Genomic DNA, 436 nt, shown 5'->3' on the forward strand with positions numbered 1-436 from the left:
GAACATCTACCCGCGCGAGATCGAGGAATTCCTGTTCCGCCACCCCAAGGTGCAGGCCGTGCAGGTGTTCGGTGTGCCGGACCCGAAGTACGGCGAGGAAGTGTGCGCGTGGATCGTGCTCAAGCCGGGCGAGAGCGCCACGGAAGACGACATCCGCGCGTTCTGCCGCGACCAGATCGCGCACTACAAGATCCCGCGCTATATCCGCTTCGTCGCCGAGATGCCGATGACGATCACCGGCAAGGTGCAGAAGTTCGTGATGCGCGAGCGCATGACGCAGGAACTCGGGCTGGCCGTGGTCAGGACCGCCTGATTCCGTCGCCTGATTCCCAGCCCGCATTACCGCTTTCCCCCATTTCCATTCGACGCAAGGCCGCCCGCTGCCGGCGGCCCCTTCCCACAAGACGACGAGCACCGACATGACAGAACTCCCCGG

Annotated in this window: 1 pseudogene; it reads left to right on the plus strand. The window is 64.4% G+C overall.

Annotated features, from left to right (window positions below):
- Positions 1–313 (plus strand): annotated as a pseudogene (locus tag K206_RS39275) (AMP-binding protein); the annotation flags it as partial.
- Positions 314–436 lie beyond the last annotated feature (123 nt).

Source organism: Cupriavidus sp. WS (assembly GCF_000395345.1).
In the GTDB taxonomy this organism is placed as follows: Bacteria; Pseudomonadota; Gammaproteobacteria; order Burkholderiales; family Burkholderiaceae; genus Cupriavidus; species Cupriavidus basilensis_B.